At 54.1% G+C, this 19328-nt stretch carries 18 protein-coding genes; 14 read left to right on the forward strand and 4 right to left on the reverse strand.

The genetic code is table 11. The annotated features are described in order from the left end of the window. Nucleotides 1–56: 56 nt before the first annotated feature. The 3 genes from traF (at nt 57) to pspG (ending at nt 2773) form a co-directional block, all read left to right on the forward strand. Nucleotides 57–1316 carry a conjugal transfer protein TraF gene (gene traF, locus L462_RS03280; RefSeq protein WP_247609182.1) on the forward strand — a complete coding sequence of 420 codons (1260 nt, stop codon included), beginning with the start codon at nt 57–59 and terminating at the stop codon, nt 1314–1316. A gap of 82 nt (nt 1317–1398) precedes the next feature. Beyond that, the gene (dusA, locus tag L462_RS03275) at nt 1399–2394 is read left to right on the forward strand and encodes a tRNA dihydrouridine(20/20a) synthase DusA (RefSeq protein ID WP_032679388.1); all 996 of its coding nucleotides are present in this window, start codon (nt 1399–1401) and stop codon (nt 2392–2394) included. A gap of 136 nt (nt 2395–2530) precedes the next feature. After that, nucleotides 2531–2773, forward strand: coding sequence for an envelope stress response protein PspG (gene pspG, locus L462_RS03270; protein WP_020882842.1), 243 nt, complete (start codon nt 2531–2533; stop codon nt 2771–2773). 185 nt (nt 2774–2958) lie between these two features. On the opposite strand, the gene L462_RS03265 is transcribed toward pspG, so the two are convergent. Further along, entirely contained in the window at nt 2959–3942 is a 984-nt protein-coding gene (locus L462_RS03265; RefSeq protein ID WP_014168211.1) for a quinone oxidoreductase, read from the reverse strand. A 66-nt stretch (nt 3943–4008) separates the two neighbouring features. On the opposite strand from L462_RS03265, the gene dnaB reads away from it, so the two are divergent. The 8 genes from dnaB to L462_RS03225 all read left to right on the forward strand — a co-directional run bounded on the left by dnaB (nt 4009) and on the right by L462_RS03225 (nt 11226). Beyond that, the gene (gene dnaB / locus L462_RS03260) at nt 4009–5421 is read left to right on the forward strand and encodes a replicative DNA helicase (RefSeq protein ID WP_008503375.1); all 1413 of its coding nucleotides are present in this window, start codon (nt 4009–4011) and stop codon (nt 5419–5421) included. A 16-nt stretch (nt 5422–5437) separates the two neighbouring features. Next, nucleotides 5438–6517, forward strand: a complete 1080-nt coding sequence (gene alr, locus L462_RS03255) for an alanine racemase (RefSeq protein ID WP_032679389.1) — start codon at nt 5438–5440, stop codon at nt 6515–6517. Nucleotides 6518–6539: 22 nt separating this feature from the next. Beyond that, the gene (gene pnuC, locus L462_RS03250) at nt 6540–7097 is read left to right on the forward strand and encodes a nicotinamide riboside transporter PnuC (protein ID WP_014168213.1); all 558 of its coding nucleotides are present in this window, start codon (nt 6540–6542) and stop codon (nt 7095–7097) included. Continuing rightward, on the forward strand, nt 7094–8104 hold the full coding sequence (locus L462_RS03245; RefSeq protein ID WP_032679390.1) for an AAA family ATPase: 1011 nt from the start codon (nt 7094–7096) through the stop codon (nt 8102–8104). Before pnuC ends, L462_RS03245 begins: the two co-directional genes overlap by 4 nt. Nucleotides 8105–8179: 75 nt before the next feature. After that, nucleotides 8180–9373, forward strand: a complete 1194-nt coding sequence (gene tyrB / locus L462_RS03240; protein ID WP_032679391.1) for an aromatic amino acid transaminase — start codon at nt 8180–8182, stop codon at nt 9371–9373. 253 nt (nt 9374–9626) lie between these two features. After that, entirely contained in the window at nt 9627–10340 is a 714-nt protein-coding gene (gene aphA / locus L462_RS03235; RefSeq protein WP_014168217.1) for an acid phosphatase AphA, read from the forward strand. 113 nt (nt 10341–10453) lie between these two features. After that, on the forward strand, nt 10454–10870 hold the full coding sequence (locus tag L462_RS03230; RefSeq protein ID WP_014168218.1) for a secondary thiamine-phosphate synthase enzyme YjbQ: 417 nt from the start codon (nt 10454–10456) through the stop codon (nt 10868–10870). 2 nt (nt 10871–10872) lie between these two features. Beyond that, nucleotides 10873–11226 (forward strand): MmcQ/YjbR family DNA-binding protein, encoded by a 354-nt coding sequence (locus L462_RS03225; protein ID WP_014168219.1) that lies wholly within the window; start codon nt 10873–10875, stop codon nt 11224–11226. A 3-nt stretch (nt 11227–11229) separates the two neighbouring features. On the opposite strand, the gene uvrA is transcribed toward L462_RS03225, so the two are convergent. Then, nucleotides 11230–14052 (reverse strand): excinuclease ABC subunit UvrA, encoded by a 2823-nt coding sequence (uvrA, locus tag L462_RS03220; protein WP_014168220.1) that lies wholly within the window; start codon nt 14050–14052, stop codon nt 11230–11232. Between the two features lie 251 nt (nt 14053–14303). Here uvrA and ssb1 point away from each other — a divergent pair, with 251 nt between their 5' ends. Then, on the forward strand, nt 14304–14831 hold the full coding sequence (ssb1, locus tag L462_RS03215; RefSeq protein ID WP_020882840.1) for a single-stranded DNA-binding protein SSB1: 528 nt from the start codon (nt 14304–14306) through the stop codon (nt 14829–14831). A gap of 63 nt (nt 14832–14894) precedes the next feature. Here the strand turns inward: ssb1 and L462_RS03210 are convergent, their stop codons facing one another. Then, nucleotides 14895–15176: a YjcB family protein gene (locus L462_RS03210; RefSeq protein ID WP_020882839.1), complete on the reverse strand. Its 282-nt coding sequence runs from the start codon at nt 15174–15176 to the stop codon at nt 14895–14897. A gap of 489 nt (nt 15177–15665) precedes the next feature. Between L462_RS03210 and L462_RS03205 the strand changes: the two genes are divergently transcribed. After that, on the forward strand, nt 15666–17066 hold the full coding sequence (locus L462_RS03205) for a sensor domain-containing diguanylate cyclase (RefSeq protein ID WP_032679392.1): 1401 nt from the start codon (nt 15666–15668) through the stop codon (nt 17064–17066). 339 nt (nt 17067–17405) lie between these two features. Further along, complete coding sequence (locus L462_RS03200) at nt 17406–18971, forward strand: EAL domain-containing protein (protein WP_025206387.1); 1566 nt, start codon at nt 17406–17408, stop codon at nt 18969–18971. 6 nt (nt 18972–18977) lie between these two features. Here L462_RS03200 and soxS read toward each other — a convergent pair whose 3' ends face one another. Then, on the reverse strand, nt 18978–19304 hold the full coding sequence (gene soxS, locus L462_RS03195; protein ID WP_013095071.1) for a superoxide response transcriptional regulator SoxS: 327 nt from the start codon (nt 19302–19304) through the stop codon (nt 18978–18980). Between the last annotated feature and the right edge of the window lie 24 nt (nt 19305–19328).

The raw sequence follows: 19328 nt of genomic DNA on the forward strand, positions 1-19328 counted from the left end.
ATACTGTGAAAAAACATTTTAAATTTTCGGTGGTTAGCATCGCTGTCTCCTTGTTTATGGCAAATCAGGCGGGAGCAGCCAATACCTGGACAGAATCACGTAGCGACGCCATGGGGGGGACGGGTGTCGCGGCCGGAAACTATGGCAGCGGGGCGTTAATCAACCCTGCGCTACTGGCGAAGGCGAAACCGGACGACGATGTGACGGTCATTTTACCGTCCGCTGGCGTGCAGGTGACTGATGAAGACAATCTTCAGGATGAGATTGATACCATCAACGATAAAATCAACCATTACAAAGACGTGGTTGATAACCTTACACCGATTGAGATCATTACCAACCCGTTAGGTTCCATCAACCAGTTCCAGGGCGCGGCGAAAGATCTCGCCGATGAGCTGGATTATCTCAAGGGCAAAACGGCACGCGCCACGGCGGGTGCGGGGATAGCCGTCAGTATTCCTAACGATGTCCTTTCCGTGGCCTTTATGGCTAAAGGCTATGCCCACGGACGCGTCAGTTCTTCTATTGATCAGCAAGATATTGATTACCTGCGCGGTATTCAACGCAGCGATGCGGTGGCTGCCGGCGTTGCACTGGACGCTGCGCTGAACGGCACCGATCAAATCACGAAAAACCTCAACTCAACGGCGTCTGGCCGGGCGGCAATTGTCTCCGACTATGGTATCGCGGTGGCGCGTCAGTTCGAGCTTGGCGGTGTTCCGGTATCTGTTGGCGTCACTCCAAAACTGCAAAAGACCTGGGTCTATAACTACACCACCTCCATTTACGATTATGACAGCAACAAGTGGAACGACAGCCGCTACCGTACTGACGACACCGGCTTTAACGTTGATGCCGGTATCGCGGCCGATTTTGGTGAGCACTGGACGGTCGGCGTGAGCGGGCAAAACCTGATGTCACGCGATATCGACACCAAAGACATTCGCATCCGCAACGGGCGCACGGGGGAGGTGGTGAGCTATAAAGACACCTACCAGATCCGCCCTCTGGTTACCGTGGGTGCCGCCTGGCATAACGATCTGGTGACGTTAACCGCCGATGGCGATCTGACGGAAACCAAAGGCTTCAAAAGCGAAGACACTTCTCAGTATGTTGGCGTAGGCGCCGAAGTGACGCCGCTGAACTGGCTGGCGGTGCGTGCGGGTTTCCGTGCTGACATGAAAGGTAACGACAGCAATGTCTTTACTGGCGGTGTCGGTTTTGCACCGTTTAACACGGTCCATGTCGACCTGATGGGCCTGTACGGTGAAGACGAGACCTGGGGCGCAGGCGCCCAGCTGAGCATGACCTTCTAAAGTGCACCGGAGGCGCTGCGCCTCCGGCTTTTCTTTGTGCTATAGTAGCGCCCCCTTTTCACCAGATGCTTAAAACTTCGCCATGTCGTCAGAATTACAGACTGCTTTCCCTGCACACCGTTTCTCCATTGCGCCGATGCTCGACTGGACGGACAGACACTGTCGCTACTTCCTGCGTCAGCTCTCCCGCCATACGTTGCTGTACACCGAAATGGTGACCACCGGAGCAATTATTCACGGAAAGGGCGACTATCTGGCCTACAGCGAAGAAGAGCATCCGGTTGCGCTGCAGCTTGGCGGTAGCGATCCCGCTGCGCTGGCGCAGTGTGCGAAGCTTGCAGAAGCGCGCGGCTATGACGAGATTAACCTTAACGTTGGCTGTCCGTCTGATCGTGTGCAGAACGGCATGTTCGGCGCGTGTCTGATGGGCAATGCATCCCTGGTGGCAGACTGCATCAAGGCGATGCGCGATGTGGTTTCTATTCCGGTGACGGTCAAGACCCGTATCGGCATTGACGACCAGGACAGCTACGAATTTCTCTGCGATTTTATCAATACGGTCTCCGGGAAAGGCGAGTGCGAGATGTTTATCATCCATGCGCGTAAAGCCTGGCTCTCCGGACTGAGCCCGAAAGAGAACCGTGAAATCCCGCCGCTGGACTACCCGCGCGTGTACCAGCTAAAACGTGACTTCCCGCAGCTCACGATGTCGATCAACGGCGGCATTAAATCGCTGGAAGAGGCCAAAACACACCTGGAGCATATGGATGGCGTAATGGTCGGGCGCGAGGCGTATCAAAATCCAGGCATTCTGGCGACGGTCGACAGGGAAATCTTTGGCGTTGAAGGCGCAAATACCGACCCGGTGGCCGTGGTACGCGCCATGTATCCCTACATTGAGCGTGAGCTGAGTAACGGGACGTACCTTGGTCATATCACCCGTCATATGCTGGGCCTGTTCCAGGGGATCCCGGGAGCACGCCAGTGGCGTCGCTACCTTAGCGAGAACGCGCATAAAGCCGGTGCAGATATCGAGGTGCTGGAACACGCGCTACGTCTGGTCGCTGATAAGCGATAATTTTCGCTAAAAGATCGTCAAATTCACCACGCCTCGCACACCCGTGCGGGGCGTTTTGCTTTAAGAACAGCGGGTTATGGTTGGCATGATTCTTGTAATGATCGCGGTATCATTTGGGAACGCGTGGGAGAGCACCATGTTAGAACTACTTTTTGTGATTGGCTTTTTTGTCATGCTGATGATGACGGGTATTTCCCTGCTCGGGATTCTGGCGGCTATCGTCGTGGCGACGGTGGTCATGTTTATCGGGGGATTATTTGCCCTGACGCTGAAGCTCCTGCCGTGGCTGTTGCTGGCCATTGCCGTGGTGTGGGTGATACGGGCGATTAAATCACCAAAACTGCCCACTTATCAGCGCAATAACCGTTTTCGTTACTAAGGTATTGAGGTGTTCGTCACATACCTGCAACTTTTCCGGCAGCATTGCTTAGAACAGAATAGGATTTACTTATCGAATCTGTCACTATGACTGCCGCTAAAGAATTCATCGAGCTGTACCCTACATACAGCCGAATTAAAAAAAAGAAAGGGCTTCCCATGGGAAGCCCAATTTCTTTTTAGGGGTCAGGGAATTAACAGACTTGAACCCTGTGTTGCTCTGCTCTCCAGCACCTCATGTGCTCGCCTGGCATCGGTTAGTGCGTATTTCTGCGCCTCCGCCACATCCACTTTAATCACGCCGCTGGCGATCAGCGAAAAGAGCTCGTTGCTGGCCTCGATCAGCTCTTCCCGGTTAGTGATATACCCCTGCAGGGAAGGGCGAGTCACATACAGCGACCCTTTCTGGTTGAGAATGCCAAGATTAATGCCGGTCACGGCGCCCGAGGCGTTGCCGAAGCTCACCATCAGCCCGCGACGCTGCAGACAATCCAGCGACGCCTCCCAGGTATCTTTACCCACCGAGTCATAAACCACGCGCACCTTTTTGCCGTTGGTTATCTCTTTGAGGCGCTCAGCAATGCTCTCTTCACGGTAGTTAATCACCTGCCAGGCGCCGGCCTGAAGCGCGCGCTGGGCTTTTTGTGCACTGCCCACCGTGCCGATAAGTTTTGCACCGAGCGCTTTGGCCCACTGACAGGCGATCAGCCCCACGCCGCCCGCTGCGGCATGAAACAGGAACTGCTCGTCAGGTTTGATCTCATAGGTTTTGCGCAGCAGATAATAGACCGTGAGTCCTTTCAGGAATGAGGCGGCCGCTTGTTCAAACGAGATGGCATTTGGCAGAAGGGCGGCTTTATCGGCCGGCACGTTGTGCACGGAGCTGTAGGCACCCAGCGCGGATTGCGCGTACACCACGCGATCGCCCTCTTTAATATGCTTAACGGCACTGCCCACTTTGAGCACGACGCCTGCCGCTTCCGTTCCCAGTCCGCTTGGCATGGAGGGAGGCGGATAGAGACCGCCGCGAATATACGTGTCGATGTAGTTAATGCCGATGGCTTTGTTTTCAACCTGAACTTCGTTTTCACCAGGCGCTGCGGGGGTAAACTCCACCGCGTTTAACACTTCTGGCCCACCATGTTTCTGGAATTCAATGCGCGTTGCCATGCTCCCTCCGTCAGAAAAATATGGTAATCTTTCGACCCACTCTTTATCTCGGTAACTCCATTCACTATGGCAGGAAACAAACCCTTCAACAAACAGACTGAACCTCGCGAGCGTGATTTCCAGGTCGCAGGATTAAAAGTCCCGCCGCACTCGATTGAAGCGGAACAGTCGGTGTTGGGCGGTTTAATGCTGGATAACGAACGCTGGGACGACGTCGCCGAGCGCGTGGTGTCCGAGGATTTCTATACCCGTCCGCACCGTCATATCTTTACCGAAATGGCACGTCTGCAGGAGTCGGGCAGCCCGATTGACCTTATCACGCTCGCGGAATCGCTGGAGCGTCAGGGGCAACTGGACAGCGTGGGTGGGTTTGCTTACCTGGCGGAACTGTCAAAAAACACGCCAAGTGCGGCGAATATCAGCGCTTATGCCGATATCGTGCGCGAACGTGCAGTTGTTCGTGAGATGATCTCGGTGGCGAATGAGATCGCCGAAGCCGGTTTTGATCCGCAGGGGCGTACCAGCGAAGACCTGCTTGATCTGGCCGAGTCCCGCGTCTTTAAAATCGCGGAAAGCCGGGCAAACAAAGACGAAGGCCCGAAAAATATCGCTGATGTGCTTGATGCTACCGTCGCGCGTATTGAGCAACTGTTCCAGCAGCCGCACGACGGTGTCACCGGCGTGAACACCGGCTATGACGATCTCAATAAGAAAACCGCGGGTCTGCAGCCGTCAGATTTGATTATCGTTGCGGCGCGTCCCTCCATGGGTAAAACGACATTTGCGATGAACCTCGTCGAAAATGCGGCGATGTTGCAGGACAAGCCGGTTCTTATCTTCAGTCTTGAGATGCCATCAGAACAGATCATGATGCGTTCTCTGGCGTCGCTGTCGCGCGTGGATCAGACCCGTATCCGTACCGGCCAGCTCGACGATGAGGACTGGGCGCGTATCTCCGGCACCATGGGTATCCTGCTGGAAAAACGGAATATTTATATCGATGACTCCTCCGGCCTGACGCCGACGGAAGTGCGCTCCCGTGCGCGCCGTATCGCCCGTGAACATGGCGGCATTGGCCTTATCATGATTGACTACCTTCAGCTGATGCGCGTGCCGTCGCTGTCCGACAACCGTACGCTGGAAATCGCGGAGATTTCCCGCTCGCTCAAGGCGTTAGCCAAAGAGTTGCATGTGCCCGTGGTGGCGCTGTCGCAGCTTAACCGCTCCCTGGAACAACGTGCTGATAAGCGCCCGGTCAACTCCGACCTGCGTGAATCGGGCTCCATCGAGCAGGATGCCGACTTAATCATGTTCATCTACCGTGACGAGGTTTATCACGAGAACAGCGACCTGAAAGGGATCGCCGAAATTATTATTGGTAAACAACGTAACGGCCCTATCGGTACGGTACGTCTGACCTTTAACGGACAGTGGTCGCGTTTCGACAACTACGCCGGTCCTCAATATGATGATGAGTAATTTCTAAGGAATTCAAATGCAAGCGGCAACTGTAGTCATTAACCGCCGCGCTCTGCGACACAACCTGCAACGTCTGCGTGAACTGGCTCCCGCCAGTAAACTCGTTGCAGTCGTGAAAGCGAACGCTTACGGACACGGTCTTATTGAGACCGCGCGAACGCTCCCCGATGCCGACGCCTTTGGCGTCGCCCGTCTTGAAGAAGCCATCCGCCTGCGCGCGGGCGGGATCACTCAACCGATTTTGCTGCTGGAAGGTTTTTTTGAAGCGGCAGATCTGCCGACCATTGCTGACCAGCATCTGCACACCGCGGTACATAACGAAGAACAACTCGCGGCGCTGGAAACCGCCGAGCTGAGTGAGCCGGTCACCGTCTGGATGAAGCTCGATACCGGCATGCACCGTCTGGGCGTGCGCCCGGAAAAGGCGGACGCGTTTTATCAGCGTCTGTGTCAGTGCAAAAACGTCCGTCAGCCGGTGAATATCGTGAGCCACTTTGCCCGTGCCGATGAGCCCGAGTGTGGCGCGACCGAACAGCAGCTGGGTATTTTTAATACTTTCTGCGAAGGCAAGCCAGGAATGCGCTCCATTGCCGCGTCTGGCGGTATTTTGCTGTGGCCGCAGTCGCACTTCGACTGGGCGCGTCCAGGCATTATTCTTTACGGCGTCTCTCCGCTGGAGAACAGACCCTGGGGGCCGGATTTTGGTTTCCAGCCGGTAATGTCCCTTGTGTCTAACCTGATTGCCGTGCGCGATCACAAAGCGGGTGAGCCCGTGGGCTACGGCGGAACGTGGACCAGCGAGCGCGACACACGCCTTGGCGTGGTGGCGATGGGCTATGGCGACGGTTATCCCCGCGCCGCGCCGTCTGGCACGCCGGTACTGGTCAATGGCCGTGAAGCGAACATCGTGGGCCGCGTGGCGATGGACATGATCTGTATTGACCTCGGGCCAGATGCACAGGACAAACCGGGTGATGACGTGGTGATGTGGGGTGAGGGTTTACCTGTTGAACGCATCGCTGAAATCACAAAAGTGAGTGCTTACGAACTTATCACGCGCCTGACATCAAGGGTTGCGATGAAGTACATCGATTAACAGACCTTTCCAGGGAGGGGTAATGTCACCATCCGAAATGGCCGCTTGTCTGGCTTATGCCCTCTCGGTCTGGCTGGCTGCCAGAAACAGTATTCACACGTGGTGGATAGGCATCATCGGCAGTGGGCTTTATGGCTGGGTCTTTTATTCGGTTCAGCTTTACGCTGACGTTACCCTGCAGCTCTTTTTCATCATCACCAGCATCACCGGCTGGGTGCACTGGCTCAAAGGTCATCGCGGGGAGGTATTGCCCGTTCGGCGTACCCCGCCCAGACATTTCTTCATCCTGCTCGCCTGCGCCCTGCTGGTGGCCGCGGGTTATGGCCTGATCTTGCATCGCTACACTAACGCCTGGGCCCCCTGGGTGGACTCTGTTATTTTGACATTCAGCGTGCTTGCACAGTTTATGTTAATGGGGCGACGCCTGGAGAACTGGTACGTCTGGCTGGCTGTAAACACGCTGGCGGTCCCGTTATATGCGATGAGAGATCTGCATTTGACTGCGGGTTTATATCTGGTGTTTTGGTTTAATGCCTGGCATGGTTTATATCAGTGGCGTAAGGAGATTCGCGCCCAGTGAAGCCTTATCGCGACGGTCTGGTTGTGGGCAAATTCGCGCCATTACATGTGGGGCATGAAGCGCTGATAAATGCTGCGCTGGCCCAGTGTGAGACGGTCTATATCATCAGTTATTCGCGTCCGGAAATCCCGGGTTATGACCCCGACAAGCGCCTTCACTGGTTAAGCGCGCGCTTCCCGCAATGTCATCACCTTGTGCTGACGCCGGAGGTCATAGCGACCCATGCGCTTGAACCACTTCCGCATAATGATGCGGATGCCGATCTTCACCGGCATTACGTGGCAACGCTGTGTGAAAAAATACTTCACTGCCAGCCACAGGCCGTATTTACCGCCGAAGACTACGGCGACGGATTTGCGGCGGTGTTAAGCCAGCGTTTTGGCAAGCAGGTTACGCATGTCCGCCTCCAGCGTCCGAAGGGGCCTGATGCGCCCTCGGGAACCCTGATACGTTCTGACGTCCATCGCTACCGCACGATGATGTCCCCGGAGGTCTACCGTAGCTTTGTCTTTCGGATTTGTTTATTGGGGGGCGAATCGACAGGAAAAAGCACGCTTTCCCGCGCGCTGGCGACGACGCTCAACGCCCCATTTGTCGCCGAGTTTGGCCGAGAATACTGGGAAGAGAAGAACGGCGTGCTGGGATGCGACGATCTGCTGCATATTGCCCGCGAGCAGGTGCGTCGTGAAGCGATGGCCAGCACGGCTCCCTTCCTGGTTTGCGATACCTCGCCCTTAACCACGCTGTTTTATATGCTCGACCAGTTTGGCAGCGCGCCACGCGAGCTAGAGGAATTAGCCGGGCGCGCATATTCTCTGGTGGTGCTCTGTGGCGATGAGTTTCCTTTTGTTCAGGATGGTACCCGTCAGGGGGCTGCATTCCGCCAGCGGCAACAGGCATGGTACATCCGCGCGTTAACAGACAGAAATATCCCCTATCTGCCTGTTTATGGTTCGCTCGCTGAACGCATTGAACAGATTCGACGACATCTGCAGGAACGGATCTGATATCGCTCTCGATCTTCTGTCATATCCGGTTTATTGTTGAAATCCCTGCCTCATCGAATTCCGGAGAATCATCGCGTGTTTCAGAAAGTTGACGCCTATGCCGGCGACCCCATTCTCTCCTTAATGGAGCGTTTCAAAGAAGATCCTCGCAGCGACAAAGTCAACCTCAGTATTGGTTTGTATTACAACGAGGAGGGCATTATTCCTCAGCTGCAAGCCGTGGCAGAAGCGGAAGCGCGTCTTAACGCCGTCCCGCACGGGGCCTCGCTCTATCTGCCAATGGAAGGGTTAAACAGCTACCGCAACACCATTGCGCCGCTGCTGTTTGGTGCCGATCACGCCGTGCTGACACAAAAACGGGTGGCGACCATCCAGACGCTGGGTGGCTCGGGCGCATTAAAAGTTGGCGCTGACTTTCTGAAAAAATACTTCCCGGATTCTGGCGTGTGGGTCAGTGACCCGACGTGGGAAAACCACGTGGCGATTTTTGAGGGCGCTGGCTTTACGGTGCAGACCTATCCGTGGTTTGATAGCGAAACCAACGGCGTGCGCGTTGACGCGCTGCTGGAAAAACTGAATACGCTGCCGGAGCGCAGTATTGTTCTGCTGCATCCGTGCTGCCATAACCCGACCGGTGCAGACCTGACTAATGCCCAGTGGGATGCGGTAATCGACGTGCTGAAGACGCGTAACCTGATCCCCTTCCTCGACATCGCCTATCAGGGCTTTGGCGCGGGCATGGAAGAAGATGCCTACGCTATCCGCGCCGTTGCCAGCGCCGGACTGCCTGCGCTGGTCAGCAACTCGTTCTCAAAAATCTTCTCCCTGTACGGTGAGCGCGTCGGCGGCCTGTCAGTGGTCTGTGAGGACGCTGAAGCGGCCGGGCGCGTGCTCGGACAGCTGAAGGCGACCGTGCGCCGCATTTACTCCAGCCCGCCAAACTTTGGTGCGCAGGTGGTCGCCACGGTGCTGGGTGACGATCGGCTGAAAGCGTCGTGGCTCGCTGAAGTGGAATCTATGCGCAAGCGCATCCTGACGATGCGTCAGGAGCTGGTCGACGTGCTGAAAGAGGCCGTCCCAGGACATAATTTTGACTATCTGCTTAAGCAGCGCGGGATGTTCAGCTACACCGGCCTCAGCGCGGCTCAGGTCGATCGTCTGCGTGAAGAGTTCGGCGTCTACCTGATTTCCAGCGGCCGTATGTGCGTGGCGGGGCTTAATGCCAGCAACGTTCATCGTGTTGCGCAGGCGTTTGCTGCAGTGATGTAAGCACTCACTATCATCCCTCTCTCCCTGCGGGAGAGGGCCGAGTGAGAGCATCAGGACGCACAAAAATCTTGCCCGGTGGCGCTGCGTCTACCGGGCTTTCAGACCTCATCCGCGCTTTGTGATCTTCTTCTTTTTATTCAGTTTCATAAGTAAAAACTCCTTCCCTTCATCTCCCCCCGGGGTTATGGTCGGATAGTTTTTTGACCATTCACTCAAAATAAAACGATAACAAACTGAATATTCAGGGGAAAACATGCGCAAGATCACACTGGCGCTCAGCGCCGCCTGCTTATTGTTCTCGCTAAATAGTGCCGTCGTCGCGCGCGCTTCCGCACCGACGCCGCTTTACACCGGCACAACCGCCGCCATGCTTGCCGAGCAAGCTCCTGTTCACTGGGTATCCGTAGCCCAAATCGAAAATAGCCTGTTAGGGCGCCCGCCAATGGCTGTAGGCTTTGATATCGACGATACGGTCCTGTTTTCCAGCCCGGGATTCTGGCGGGGCAAAAAAACCTACTCACCGGACAGCGAAGCGTATCTGAAGAACCCCGAGTTCTGGGAAAAGATGAATAACGGCTGGGACGAGTTCAGCATCCCTAAAGAGGTGGCGCGCGCGCTTATCGCCATGCACGTTAAACGCGGTGACAGCATTTACTTTGTGACCGGACGCAGCCAGACCAAAACCGAAACCGTCTCTAAAACGCTGCAGGATGATTTTCAGATCCCGGCTTCCAGCATGAATCCGGTTATTTTTGCCGGCGACAAACCTGGCCAAAACACCAAAACCCAATGGCTGGAACAGAAGAACATCAAAGTCTTCTATGGCGATTCAGATAACGATATCACCGCCGCGCATGACGTCGGAGCCAGAGGGATCAGGGTGTTACGCGCCTCAAACTCTACGTATCGACCGTTGCCAATGGCCGGAAAGTTTGGCGAAGAAGTGATTGTTAATTCTGAGTATTAACCGCCGGGCGGCGAGGCTGCCTCTTTTTTAATCAAATCTCGTCGCTGTGGGTTTTACCTTTCGCTTTCTTGCTGCACACTTAGAAAGATTCATCTTTCATAACGGAGCAGCACATGTGGTATCAACAGACCCTGACCTTAAGCGCGAAACCTCGTGGATTTCATCTGGTGACTGATGAAGTCATTGGGCAAATTCGCGACCTCTCGCGCATCAGGACGGGGTTACTGCATCTGCTGCTTCAGCACACGTCAGCCTCTCTCACGCTTAATGAAAATTGCGATCCCACCGTCCGGTCTGACATGGAGCAGCATTTTCTCAAAACCGTTCCGGACAACGCCCCTTATGAACATGACTATGAGGGAGCAGATGACATGCCGTCGCATATCAAATCCTCTCTGCTGGGCGTATCGCTGATGCTGCCGGTGCACAATGGTCGGTTACTGCTGGGAACGTGGCAAGGGATCTGGCTGGGAGAACATCGTATTCACGGTGGTTCGCGTAAAATTATCGCAACGCTACAAGGGGAATAAAGATGACAATTTCGGAGCTACTTCAGTACTGCATGAGTAAACCTGGCGCGGAGCAAAGCGTTCACAGCGACTGGAAAGCCACGCAGATTAAAGTGGGGGATATTCTGTTTGCGATGGTGAAAGAGGTTGAGGGTCGCCCGGCGGCGTCGCTGAAAACCAGCCCGGAACTGGCGGAGCTGTTACGCCAGCAGCACCATGACGTCCGGCCAAGCAAGCATCTCAACAAAGCGCACTGGAGCACCGTTTATCTCGACGGTTCACTGCCGGGTTCGCAAATTTACTATCTGGTGGACGCGTCTTATCAGCAGGCGGTAGAGCTGCTGCCGGAAGCGACCCGACAGCAACTCTCCGTGTGACAATTACAGCAACGGTTTGAGGAAGCGCGCGGTGTGCGAGGCTTCGCACTCTGCCACGGTCTCTGGCGTACCGGAGACGAGGATTTCACCGCCGCCGCTGCCGCCTTCCGGGCCGAGATCGACAATCCAGTCCGCGGTTTTAATCACGTCCAGGTTGTGTTCAATGACCACAATCGTGTTGCCCTGATCGCGAAGCTGATGCAGAACATCAAGCAGCTGCTGGATATCGGCAAAGTGCAGACCGGTGGTCGGCTCATCGAGAATGTACAGCGTCTGGCCGGTACCGCGTTTGGAGAGCTCACGCGCCAGCTTCACGCGCTGTGCTTCACCGCCAGACAGCGTGGTGGCAGACTGCCCCAGACGAATATAGGTCAGGCCCACATCCATTAGCGTCTGCAGCTTACGCGCCAGCGCAGGGACCGCGTCAAAGAACTCACGCGCCTCTTCGATGGTCATATCCAGCACTTCGTGGATGGTTTTGCCTTTGTACTTAATCTCCAGCGTTTCGCGGTTATAGCGTTTGCCTTTGCACTGGTCGCACGGTACGTAAATATCCGGCAGGAAGTGCATCTCAACCTTGATAACCCCGTCGCCCTGGCACGCCTCACAGCGTCCGCCGCGCACGTTAAAGCTGAAACGTCCTGGCGTATACCCACGTGAACGCGCTTCCGGCACACCTGCAAACAGTTCACGTACGGGTGTGAACACGCCCGTATAGGTGGCAGGGTTGGAACGCGGAGTCCGCCCGATTGGACTCTGATCGATATCGATCACTTTATCGAAATGCTCCAGCCCCTGGATGTCACGGTACGGCGCCGGTTCGGCCAGCGTCGCGCCGTTCAGCTGCGTCTGCGCAATCGGGAACAGCGTATCGTTGATCAGCGTCGACTTACCGGAACCGGATACGCCGGTGATACAGGTAAACAGACCAACCGGCAGCGTCAGCGTTACATCTTTCAGGTTGTTGCCGCGAGCACCGGTCAGCTTCAGCACTTTTTCCGGGTTCGCCGGTACACGCTGTTTCGGCACTTCAATCTTGCGCTTGCCGCTCATGTACTGGCCGGTCAATGACTCCGGCACCGCCATAATATCTTTCAGCGTTCCTTCCGCGACCACCTGGCCGCCGTGTACGCCAGCGCCCGGGCCGATATCGATAACGTGGTCAGCGGCGCGGATCGCGTCTTCATCGTGCTCAACCACAATCACCGTGTTACCGAGATTACGCAGGTGGACAAGCGTGCCGAGCAGACGCTCGTTGTCACGCTGGTGCAGGCCGATTGAGGGTTCATCCAGCACATACATCACGCCGACCAGGCCTGCGCCAATCTGGCTCGCGAGGCGGATACGCTGAGCTTCGCCACCGGAGAGGGTCTCTGCGGAGCGGGAAAGCGTCAGGTAATTCAGGCCGACGTTCACCAGGAACTTCAGACGATCGCCGATCTCTTTCAGCACTTTTTCCGCGATTTTCGCGCGCTGGCCGGAGAGCTTCAGGTTGTTGAAGAAGTCCATCGCGTGACCGATGCTCATGTCTGAGATGGTCGGCAGCGCCGTGTTTTCAACAAACACATGGCGAGCTTCACGGCGCAGACGCGTACCTTCACAGGTCGCACAGGAACGGTTGCTGATAAACTTCGCCAGCTCCTCGCGAACCGCGCTGGATTCGGTCTCTTTGTAGCGGCGCTCCATATTGTGCAGCACCCCTTCAAACGGGTGACGGCGCACGGAGGTATCACCGCGATCGTTCATGTACTTGAACTCGATGTTCTCTTTGCCGGAACCGAACAGCACCACTTTGTGCACGTTCGGGTTCAGGCTGGCCCACGGGGCTTCGACGTCGAATTTGTAGTGCTCTGCCAGCGACTTCAGCATCTGGAAATAGTAGAAGTTGCGGCGATCCCATCCGCGGATCGCACCGCCAGCCAGCGACAGCTCCGGGTTTTGGATCACGCGGTCCGGGTCAAAATATTGCTGTACGCCCAGCCCGTCACACGTCGGACAGGCGCCCGCCGGGTTGTTGAACGAGAACAGACGCGGCTCCAGCTCGCGCATGCTGTAACCACAAATCGGACAGGCAAAGTTGGCGGAGAAGAGCAGCTCTTCCGCTTTCGGGTTGTCCATATCGGAGACCACGGCCGTACCGCCAGAGAGTTCAAGCGCGGTTTCGAAGGATTCGGCCAGGCGGGTCGCCAGATCGTCACGGACTTTGAAACGGTCAATCACCACTTCGATGGTGTGCTTCTTCTGCAGCTCCAGCTTAGGCGGATCCGACAGGTCACACACTTCGCCGTCGATACGGGCGCGGATATAGCCCTGGCTTGCCAGGTTCTCCAGCGTTTTGGTGTGCTCGCCCTTACGCTCTTTAATGATGGGCGCCAGCAGCATCAGGCGTTTGCCTTCCGGCTGCGACAGCACGTTATCCACCATCTGGCTTACGGTCTGCGCGGCCAGCGGGACGTCGTGATCCGGGCAGCGCGGCTCACCCACGCGTGCATACAGCAGACGCAGGTAATCATGAATTTCGGTAATCGTACCAACCGTTGAACGCGGGTTATGCGAGGTGGATTTCTGCTCAATGGAGATAGCAGGTGATAACCCTTCAATATGGTCTACATCCGGTTTTTCCATCAGTGACAGGAACTGACGTGCGTATGCAGAGAGTGACTCCACGTAACGACGCTGTCCTTCGGCATATAAAGTGTCGAAAGCCAGTGAGGATTTGCCAGACCCCGAAAGCCCGGTCACGACGATGAGTTTGTCGCGAGGGATTATGAGGTTGATATTCTTGAGATTGTGGGTGCGGGCGCCCCGAACTTCGATCTTATCCATTCACCTTTCCCGGTTGGAACACGGATTGCCTGGTTTGTTTGAAGGACAAACGGCTGTCAGAAACGGCTAATTATGACACAAAATGACCTGTTTGAATATACAGTATTGGAATGCATTTTCTGATTCACTGTGTAACAATGTCGAGTTAGCGAGAGATTTCGGAACCGACTACGCAACTATGCAAATTGCAGCGTGGAAATGGTACACTCGCGCGTTTACACTATTAAGAAACGTATTCAGGAGACACGAACATGGCCAGCAGAGGCGTAAACAAGGTGATTCTCGTCGGTAATCTGGGCCAGGACCCGGAAGTACGCTACATGCCGAGTGGTGGCGCAGTTGCCAACATTACGCTGGCTACTTCCGAATCCTGGCGTGATAAAGCGACCGGTGAGATGAAAGAGCAGACCGAATGGCACCGCGTTGTGCTGTTTGGCAAACTGGCGGAAGTGGCTGGTGAGTATCTGCGTAAAGGTTCTCAGGTTTATATTGAAGGCCAGCTGCGTACCCGCAAATGGACCGATCAAGCCGGCGCTGAGAAGTACACCACGGAAGTTGTGGTCAACGTGGGTGGCACCATGCAGATGCTCGGTGGCCGTCAGGGCGGTGGCGCACCAGCAGGTGGCGGTCAGCAGCAGCAGGGCGGTTGGGGTCAGCCTCAGCAGCCACAGGGCGGCAACCAGTTCAGCGGTGGCGCGCAGTCTCGCCCACAGCAGCAGTCCGCGCCAGCACCGTCTAACGAACCCCCAATGGACTTCGACGACGATATTCCGTTCTGATATCCGACTGTTTAAAACAAAAAACCCAGACCTCGGTCTGGGTTTTTTTCTTCATCTCAGGGATCAGGTAATCACCATCGGCCAGTCTGGCGGGGTATGGCTCATGGCTTCCACCATGACCACTTTAATATTTTCCCAGACGGCAGCGAGATCCAGCAGGGTGATGCCAAGCAGGCCCGTTGCGAACCAGCATGCTGCGCCCAACCCCAACAGGGTGCTGATGACAGCAAGGCCAGCATAGTCAGATTTACGAAACTGAATGTTTAGCGTGCTGGCCAGGAACATCAGCACCGCACTTAACAAAGGCCAGCGCAGGAGAACCATGCTGGTAGTAATGGTTGCCATAAAACCCATCCTCAACAAAACAGACGAACTGAATGAAACAGTGTTTCTCGTTACACAATATGTGTGAACTATATCACATTTGTTGATTTATTCGCCAGCCTCAGACGGGTGAAAAAAGCAGGAATTATCACAGCCAGGCGTCGCACGAGGATTGAGGGGAAAATATATCTTTGCACGCTAATGACCCCCTTTTATCGCTTCCAGGTAATAAATTCATTGAGATAACAAAACCTCTGCAAATTGAGGTGTGCTGTAGAACGTTTACAGCAACAACCCTTTGGATTATGCTTGAGTGGATAAATAAATTTACTCGCATTCTATAATTCAGGTTTTTGAATTTTATTGGTTTTTTTCTCTTTGTACGTTTTTAATTACACACAACGTCTCGCACTCCAGCTGTGCTGATATTCAGCATCCTGCTCTGGCTCGCCGATTTTTGAATCTGAAGAAAGTTGCGTCCGGTTTAACGCTTAATAATCTGCGAAAAAAATGAAAGAAAAACGACGTGAGATTGTTAATGACAGCCTGCAGGCGTTGCATGCGCTGGCAGATCTGATGCCCCAGCTTCACGCCCATTGTTCGCTGGGCGAGATGCTTGAGACGATCAACCGGGCCTTCGGGGCAAGCCTGGCCTGGATTAGCGTTGATACTGACGGGCTGCAGCGCGTGGTCTGTGCCGGTGAAGTGACCTGTCACTCATTTGAGGTGGCCGATTTTCTTGCCGGTACCCTGCTGGAGAAGCATCACCGTGCGTGGCGGGTCGTCTACTGGAAAGAGAATATCGGCCGCGCATTATTCTCCGCTCATCATCCTGGCTATTTGCAATTGCAAAGCGGGGTGTTATGCAAGCTTTCAACCCATAACGGACAAGGCAGCGGCTATTTCTTTCTGGCGTTTGCTGAGCCGTTATATTCTCTGGCCATCCTGAAAAGTATTGTTGCGGTGCTGGTCGAAAAATTAAAAGACTATTTTTCAGAAATTATCGTTCGTGAAAAAACAGCGCAGGAAATGCAGCGTGTGGTGACCCAATATAAAACCCTGTTTGAACGAGCGCCTGTTTTAATGAACTCATTCGATAAATTTAACCGCTGCGTGCTGTGGAATGCTGAGTGTGAAAAAGTGTTTGGCTGGACAATGGCGGAGATCAGCGCCCATGCCGATCCGCTCTCACTGTTTTACCCCGACCCGGAAGAGCGGCGACGGGTCAGGGAGTCGGTAAATGTCTCGCCGCTAAAGGATATGTACGAGTGGCATCCACTGCGTAAAGACGGTACGCCGTTGACGGTTTTGTGGTCAAACATTCTGCTGCCGGACAGCTCAGTCCTGAATATCGGGCTTGATATTACCGAGCGTAAAAAAGCCGAACAGCAGCTGGAAGTGAAAGCCACCACGGACGATCTTACCGGGTGTTTTAACCGTTCAACCATTTTACAGCAGCTGGAATCCGCGCTGGCGGCAAATGCCAGGCAGGATGCTGACAGCCATTTTTGCGTGCTCATGTTTGACCTGGATTTTTTCAAACAGATCAACGATCGGTGGGGGCATCAGGTGGGCGATCGGGCACTTATCCACTTTTGCCAGGCTATCCGTGAGTTAAGCCCCGAGAACGCTGCGCTTGGCCGTGTGGGCGGCGAGGAGTTTTTACTCCTGCTGGCGCGAACCGACGGCAACGCGGGCGCCCTTTTTTCGGCGAGGCTACGTACTGCCCTCAAAACCAACCCGCTGGTGGTGGGAGATAAAAAGCTGGTGCTGTCATTCAGCGCCGGGGCGGTGGAGGTCTGCCAGGGCCAACGCGATACTTCAGGATTACTGATGCGTGCCGATAAAGCATTATATGACGCCAAGCGTACGGGTCGGGGGAAAACGGTGGTGGCTGCTGATTATTTATAAATCAAAAAACAAAATACGCGCGAGTAAATAGCATAAAATGTCATGTTGCCGTTGTTGTTTTTTCACACTGCCAGAAGTTTGGCTTAATCAACGATCCTCTGTTGTGTTATCTTCAAACCTCCCGTACCCGCTGGATAATTATTTTCCTTAATTGAAACGGAACGAATACTTACAGTTTAGCTTACGGGAAAATATTATCGTCATAACGAAAATTAAGATTTTTAATACTAAAAGTCAGTTGCTAACTTCGCATGATTCATGCAACGTAATCACCTGTTAAACAAAGCATCCGGCCTTCATTACTACAGGCGTACAACATGCAGGGATATAGGGCGGGAAATGAATCGTAGCGCGCGGCGCAAGATGCTCAGGGTGGTAGGGATCATCATGGTAGTTATGCTGCCGGTGATGCTTGCGCTATGGTTTGCCCAGATAAGAGCCGTGTCGGAAACAAGCGCCCAACTACGCACCTTTGCTGAACTGGCGTTAGACAAAACAGAGCTGGTAATTCAACAGGTTGATCTGGCCCGCGACGAGGCTGAAAAATATCAGGGTGAGCGTTGTACACCAGAACATCGCCAATATATGTTGAACGTTGTTCGGGGTCGTCTGTTTGTTGCGGATTTAATTTATGCAGAAGGTCAGAATTTTCTTTGTTCGACCGTTTTTACACCCGCCAATCCTTATCTGATATCCACTGCTAATTACACACGTAAACCTGACGTTGCTATCTATTATTATCGCGATACGCCATTTTTTACTGGCTATAAAATGACATATATGCAGCGCGGAAATTATGTTGTGGTGGTCAATCCGCTTTCCTACAGCGAAGTAATGTCGACAGATCATTCCCTGTCGTGGGGGGTATACGACACGGTAACGAATGCATTCTTTTCCGTCAGTCAGCGCGCGAATGTTTCTTTATTAAGTTCGATGATTCGGGATAAGGAATCGGTATTTCAAAAAGATAACCGTTTTTATACGGTCGTCAAATCCCCAAAACGGCCTATTGCCGCTATCGTGTCGACGTCGAATAAACGTTTTTATGAAATGCTTTATCACCAGGCGACGTTGACGCTACCGCTGGGGATGATCTGCAGCATAATTATTTTGCTGGTGTGGTCTCGCACCCATCGTGAACTCAATTCTCCCGGGCGGTTACTGCAGCGAGCGCTCAATAAACGCCAGCTTTGTGTCCACTATCAGCCGATTATTGATATCAAGAACAACCAGTGCGTGGGAGCCGAGGCGTTATTACGCTGGCCTGGCTTTAACGGACCGGTCATGAGCCCGGCTGAATTTATTCCGCTGGCGGAAAAAGAGGGCATGAGCGAGCGAATTACGGATTATGTTGTCGAAGAGGTATTCAGCGATCTGGGCACATTCCTGGCAACGCATCCGCATCTCTATATTTCGATTAACCTGTCGGCCACGGATTTCCACTCTTCACGGCTGATCGCCATGATTTCGGACAAGGCCCGACACTACGCCGTGCGTGCGCAGCAAATTAAAATCGAAGTCACGGAGCGCGGTTTTATTGATGTCCCTAAAACCACTCCGGTTATTCAGGCGTTCCGTCAGGCGGGTTACGAAGTGGCGATTGATGATTTTGGAACGGGTTACTCTAACCTGCACAACCTTTATTCGCTGAATGTCGATATTCTGAAAATCGACAAATCCTTTATCGACACCCTAACAACCAACAGCACCAGCCACCTTATCGCCGAGCATATTATTGAGATGGCACAAAGCCTGCGGCTTAAAACCATTGCGGAAGGGGTGGAAACGGCAGAACAGGTGAGCTGGTTGTTGAAACGTGGCGTTCAGTTCTGTCAGGGATGGCACTTCGCGAAAGCGATGCCGCCCCAGGAGTTTATGACCTGGCAGCAGCAACCTTTGCATTGAGAGCCATTAATTCAACTGGTGGCGATAGTCGCTCGGTGTGCGGTCAAACTCGCGGCGAAACACGCGGGAAAAGGTTTGTTGCGACACATATCCCAGATCCATCGCGATATCAAAAATGGGCCGCTGCGTTGAGCGTAAGGCCTGCGCCGCCAGCAGCAGTCTGCGCTGACGAATGTACTCACCCAGCGTCTGGTGCATAACGGTACGGAACATTCTCTGTAAATACCATTTCGAATAGCCGGATTTTTTAGCGACCACATCAATGTTCAACGGTTGGTCGATATGTTCATCAATCCATTCAATAAGTGTCTGAATAATTTGCTGATGCGACATAAGGTTGCCCCTCTGTAGATACAA

The sequence above is a fragment of the Enterobacter sp. BIDMC 26 genome (genome assembly GCF_000534435.1).
Lineage (GTDB): Bacteria > Pseudomonadota > Gammaproteobacteria > Enterobacterales > Enterobacteriaceae > Enterobacter > Enterobacter ludwigii.

Bases quoted from the DNA above. Each gene is read 5' to 3' on its own strand.
- traF (WP_247609182.1), top strand. From the start codon at position 57: ATGGCAAATCAGGCGGGAGCAGCCAATACCTGGACAGAATCACGTAGC.
- dusA (WP_032679388.1), top strand. From the start codon at position 1,399: ATGTCGTCAGAATTACAGACTGCTTTCCCTGCACACCGTTTCTCCATT.
- pspG (WP_020882842.1), top strand. From the start codon at position 2,531: ATGTTAGAACTACTTTTTGTGATTGGCTTTTTTGTCATGCTGATGATG.
- L462_RS03265 (WP_014168211.1), bottom strand. From the start codon at position 3,942: ATGGCAACGCGCATTGAATTCCAGAAACATGGTGGGCCAGAAGTGTTA.
- dnaB (WP_008503375.1), top strand. From the start codon at position 4,009: ATGGCAGGAAACAAACCCTTCAACAAACAGACTGAACCTCGCGAGCGT.
- alr (WP_032679389.1), top strand. From the start codon at position 5,438: ATGCAAGCGGCAACTGTAGTCATTAACCGCCGCGCTCTGCGACACAAC.
- pnuC (WP_014168213.1), top strand. From the start codon at position 6,540: ATGTCACCATCCGAAATGGCCGCTTGTCTGGCTTATGCCCTCTCGGTC.
- aphA (WP_014168217.1), top strand. From the start codon at position 9,627: ATGCGCAAGATCACACTGGCGCTCAGCGCCGCCTGCTTATTGTTCTCG.
- L462_RS03230 (WP_014168218.1), top strand. From the start codon at position 10,454: ATGTGGTATCAACAGACCCTGACCTTAAGCGCGAAACCTCGTGGATTT.
- L462_RS03225 (WP_014168219.1), top strand. From the start codon at position 10,873: ATGACAATTTCGGAGCTACTTCAGTACTGCATGAGTAAACCTGGCGCG.
- uvrA (WP_014168220.1), bottom strand. From the start codon at position 14,052: ATGGATAAGATCGAAGTTCGGGGCGCCCGCACCCACAATCTCAAGAAT.
- ssb1 (WP_020882840.1), top strand. From the start codon at position 14,304: ATGGCCAGCAGAGGCGTAAACAAGGTGATTCTCGTCGGTAATCTGGGC.
- L462_RS03210 (WP_020882839.1), bottom strand. From the start codon at position 15,176: ATGGCAACCATTACTACCAGCATGGTTCTCCTGCGCTGGCCTTTGTTA.
- L462_RS03205 (WP_032679392.1), top strand. From the start codon at position 15,666: ATGAAAGAAAAACGACGTGAGATTGTTAATGACAGCCTGCAGGCGTTG.
- L462_RS03200 (WP_025206387.1), top strand. From the start codon at position 17,406: ATGAATCGTAGCGCGCGGCGCAAGATGCTCAGGGTGGTAGGGATCATC.
- soxS (WP_013095071.1), bottom strand. From the start codon at position 19,304: ATGTCGCATCAGCAAATTATTCAGACACTTATTGAATGGATTGATGAA.